Origin of the sequence: Sanguibacter inulinus (assembly GCF_013415325.1) — a bacterium.
Taxonomy (GTDB): domain Bacteria; phylum Actinomycetota; class Actinomycetes; order Actinomycetales; family Cellulomonadaceae; genus Sanguibacter; species Sanguibacter inulinus.
The window spans coordinates 1-3,864 of the sequence record NZ_JACBYE010000100.1 but is presented as its reverse complement, the minus strand read 5'-3'; the positions used below and the strand labels follow the sequence as shown (position 1 = coordinate 3,864).

Sequence of the window (3,864 nt, the reverse complement as noted above, 5' to 3'; positions counted from 1 at the left end):
CTGGGGGCGGGTGCGTGCTCGCTGGGTCCCGGCAGAGGACCGCCCGGAGCGGACGAGCTCGAGCTCGCCACGCTCGAGATGCCCGCGATCGGCACCTCCGCGCTCGACCTCGCCGCGCTCGACCCCTCCGCGACCGGCACCCCATGGCTCGACACAGTCCTGCCCCGTCCCGTCCGGCCCATCTCAGCCAGCAGCGCTGTCGTCGGTGCCGACGGTCAGAGCCCCGACCTGCTTGACGACGTCAGACACCGCGGAGACGTTGCGCACCCCCGCCTCGGTCGCGGCGAAGGGGATCACCACGTACCGCTGCTCCTGCACAGCGTTCAGGTTGGCTGTCGCCGGGTTCTCCTCGAGCATCGCGATCTTGCTGTCCGCGGTGTTCCACGCGGCGTCGACGAGCACGATGACGTCGGGGTCGGCCGCGACGACGTCCTCCCAGCCGAAGGGGGTCCAGGTGTCGTGGACGTCGGCAGCCACGTTCGTCAGACCGGCGGCCTCCATGATCATCTGCGGCGCCCCGATGCCCGCCCCGACGTAGGGGATATCGGTCCCGGAGGAGTACCAGAGCGCTGTGAGGCCCCGCTCGTCGGGGACGACAGCCTCGAGCTCGGCGCGCTGCTGAGCCACCAGCTCGGCGGCGGAGGCCTGCACGTCGAAGATCGTCCCGACCTCGGTGATGTCCGCGAACACGTCGTCGAAGGTCAACGGGTCGGGCATGTACCCCTCGCCCTTGCACGCCGACGGTGAGACGTAGCTGGCGACGCCTAGCGTCGCGAGGGTCCCGCGGTCGCCGGCGCTCTCGGCGGTGAGGTTCGACTCCCACCCGGCGTAGACCAGGTCAGGCTCGACCTCGGTGACGGCCTCGGCGCCGGGCGCCTGGGTCGAGAGCGGCGAGGTCACGGCGTCGTTGCCCTCCGCGGCGTCGGTCAACCACTCCGGGACGGGTCCGTCGAGGAACGCCGTCGCGGCGATCCTGTCGGACAGCCCGAGGGCGAGCAGCATCTCGGTGGTCGACGACTTGATCGTCAGGACCCGCTGCGGGGCGGAGTCCACTGTCACCTCGAAGCCGCAGCTGTCGAGGGTCAACGGATACGTCGTGGCCGAGGCGCTGGTCCCCGACGAGGCTGTCGCCCCGCCCGAGGACGAGCTGTCCGCAGCGTTCCCCGTGGCCGGCGCGCTGCTCGCCGAGCAGGCTGCCAGCGTGAACGCTGCGACTGTCACGAGCGCGAGAGGAGCGAGACGGGCGAGGGGGCGGCGGGGTGCACGGGGACGGCTGGGCAGCACGAGGAGACTCCTGATGAGGTGTGGTCAGCGGGAGGCACGGCTACTGCGTACCGACGATCAGCACCCCATCGAGCGGGGCACGCCACCAGGCCAAATCAGGTCCGGGATCTGGGGATACTCTACCCGCGGCCCCACCAGGAAAGCCGGGACTGCAGGTCAGCCGCCCGCGTTCATCTCCCTGTCGCGGTCGATGGTCGCCTTCACGCCGTGCGCGACTGTCGACAAGAACCCGCGGTCCTCGAGCGCGAGCAGTCCGGCGACGGTCGTCCCGCCGGGGGAGCAGACGGTGTCGATGAGGTCCCACGGGCTCTTCGGGGACTCGCGGACCATCTTCGCCGAGCCCAGCACAGCCTGGGCGGCGATCTGGGTGGCCTGCGCCTTAGGCATGCCACCCGCGACGGCAGCCCGGGAGAGCGCGTCGATGAACAGGTAGGTGAAGGCCGGGGACGAACCCGCGATGGCCGTGTAGGTGGAGAACTGCGACTCGGGGATCTCGACGACCTCGCCGACAGCCTGGAAGATCGCGACCACCGTGGCCACGTCGTCGGCTGTCGCCGCAGCGTTGCCGGTGACAGCGGACATGCCGGCGCCGATCATCGCGTTGACGTTCGGCATGACGCGCACGACAGCAGAGTCCGACCCGGGCGCAGCGTCGGTCGTCAGGAAGGACTCGAGCCTGGCGAGCGGTGTGCCCGCGGCGATCGACAAGACGACCCGTCGCCGCTCCGCGATCCGCCCCGCGAGACCCCTCAGCAGCGCGGGGATCCCCTGCGGCTTGACCGCGACGACGACGACGTCCGAGGCGTCCACGAGGTCCTCGGCCGAGCCGGCCACCTGCACGCCGAGGTCGGCGCCGAGCAGCTCGCGCTTGTCGGCGTTGCGGTCGAAGACCACCACCTCGTCGGCGGGGAAGCCGCCCGACCCCACCATCCCGCGGACGATCGCGTTCGCCATGTTCCCGGTGCCGATGAATCCGACGGTCATGAGCTGTGGACCTTCCTGACGGGGGTGAGACGAACGGGAGACGAGTGCGGCGAAGGTGCAGCGGGTGCACCCGACGCCGCCGTGCGACGCGGGTCGGCACGAGCCGACCGCGCTGGGGCGGTGGTGGCGGCGGGCAGGAACAGCCCCGGCCAGCACCGACGTGCTAGACCAGTACGGTACCCGCTCGTCCTCGAGGAGAACCCGTGTCCCAGCAGCAGACCGACCCGTCCCAGCCCGTCCCGTCTGGTGATCCCGCAGGCACGCAGGTCGCCCGCTCGACGCCGCTCCGCGCTGTCGTCACCGGAGCCTCCTCAGGCATCGGTGCTGCGACGGTCCGCCACCTGTGCCGTGCAGGGTGGGACGTCGTCGCCGTCGCCCGGCGGGCGGACCGGCTCGCCGCGCTCGCGGAGGAGACCGGTGCGCAGGTGGTCGTCGCCGACCTCACCGTGGCCGACGACGTCGCCCGGCTCGCCGCCGAGGTCACCGCCGGAGGTCCCGTCCACGCGCTCGTCAACAACGCCGGGGGAGCGCTCGGCACCGACAGGGTCGAGGTCTCGGACGTCGAGCGCTGGCGCCGCATGTACGAGATCAACGTCCTCGGCACCCTCCAGGTCACCATGGCGCTGCTCCCGGCGCTCCGGGACTCAGGACGCGGCGACGTCGTCGTCCTCACCTCGACCGCCGCGCACGGCACCTACCCGGGTGGTGCCGGCTACGTGGCCGCCAAGCACGGGGAGCGCGTCATCGCCGACACCCTGCGCCTCGAGCTCGTGGGGGAGCCTGTCCGCGTCATCGAGATCGCGCCGGGCATGGTCCGCACCGAAGAGTTCTCGCTCACCCGCTTCGACGGCGACCAGGCCAAGGCCGACGCGGTCTACGCCGGCGTCGAGGAGCCGCTGACCGCCGACGACGTCGCCGACGCCATCACCTGGACGCTCACCCGCCCGCACCACGTGAACATCGACCACCTGATGATCCGCCCGCGTGCGCAGGCCTCGAACACGCTGGTGGCGCGGAAGAGCTGAGAGGGCCTCCGGTGGCCGGGGGAGGGTGAGGCAGCACCGCACCCTCCCTCAGGCCGCAGGTCGTCCGCGTGGAAAGGCCCGGGCCAGACGGCGCTGCCTCGCGTCCTGGGTCCGGCCGTCCCACCCCTTGCGCACCGGACCGTGCCCCTGGCACCATGCTCTGGTGACCACCACCCAGACCTCCGCCGCGCGTGCCCTGCACGCGCCGGTCTGCGGTGCGCTGTGCGCAGCTGCTGCGTGTTGTTGAGGCTCTGACCTCCTCCGCAGTGCATCCCGTCGACCACCCGCAGGTCGCCTCAGTCGTCTGAGGACCGTCGTACCTGCCCCTGGTCCGGGATGCGTCCAGCCACGCACCCCCAAGGACCTCACATGTCTGTCACAGCCCTCGACCTCTCCGTCGTCACCATCGAGTCCCTCGTCGCCCAGGACATCTCGGCCTTCTCGCTGCGTCGCCTGCGCGGCGACAGCACGCAGGCCTCGTCGAGCCGAGCCGCCACCGTCCCGATGGAGCAGCCCGTGGCCGCCGTGCCGCTCGTCCTCGCTGCGGCGGCAACCACGCCCGCACCCACCC

General features: G+C 71.7%; 4 protein-coding genes. 2 read left to right on the top strand and 2 right to left on the bottom strand.

Features of this window, described 5'->3' with window-relative positions; translation table 11 throughout:
• Positions 1 to 183: 183 nt before the first annotated feature.
• Positions 184 to 1,221: a putative F420-0 ABC transporter substrate-binding protein gene (locus HZZ10_RS19040; RefSeq protein WP_179914717.1), complete on the bottom strand. Its 1,038-nt coding sequence runs from the start codon at positions 1,219 to 1,221 to the stop codon at positions 184 to 186.
• A gap of 219 nt (positions 1,222 to 1,440) precedes the next feature.
• A complete protein-coding gene (gene proC / locus HZZ10_RS19035; RefSeq protein WP_179914716.1) occupies positions 1,441 to 2,268 on the bottom strand; it encodes a pyrroline-5-carboxylate reductase in 828 nt (275 codons plus the stop codon).
• Positions 2,269 to 2,471: 203 nt separating this feature from the next.
• Here proC and HZZ10_RS19030 point away from each other — a divergent pair, with 203 nt between their 5' ends.
• Positions 2,472 to 3,293 carry an SDR family oxidoreductase gene (locus tag HZZ10_RS19030; RefSeq protein WP_179914715.1) on the top strand — a complete coding sequence of 274 codons (822 nt, stop codon included), beginning with the start codon at positions 2,472 to 2,474 and terminating at the stop codon, positions 3,291 to 3,293.
• A gap of 369 nt (positions 3,294 to 3,662) precedes the next feature.
• Positions 3,663 to 3,864: hypothetical protein (locus HZZ10_RS19025; RefSeq protein WP_179914714.1), on the top strand; the 202-nt coding region annotated here is incomplete at its 3' end.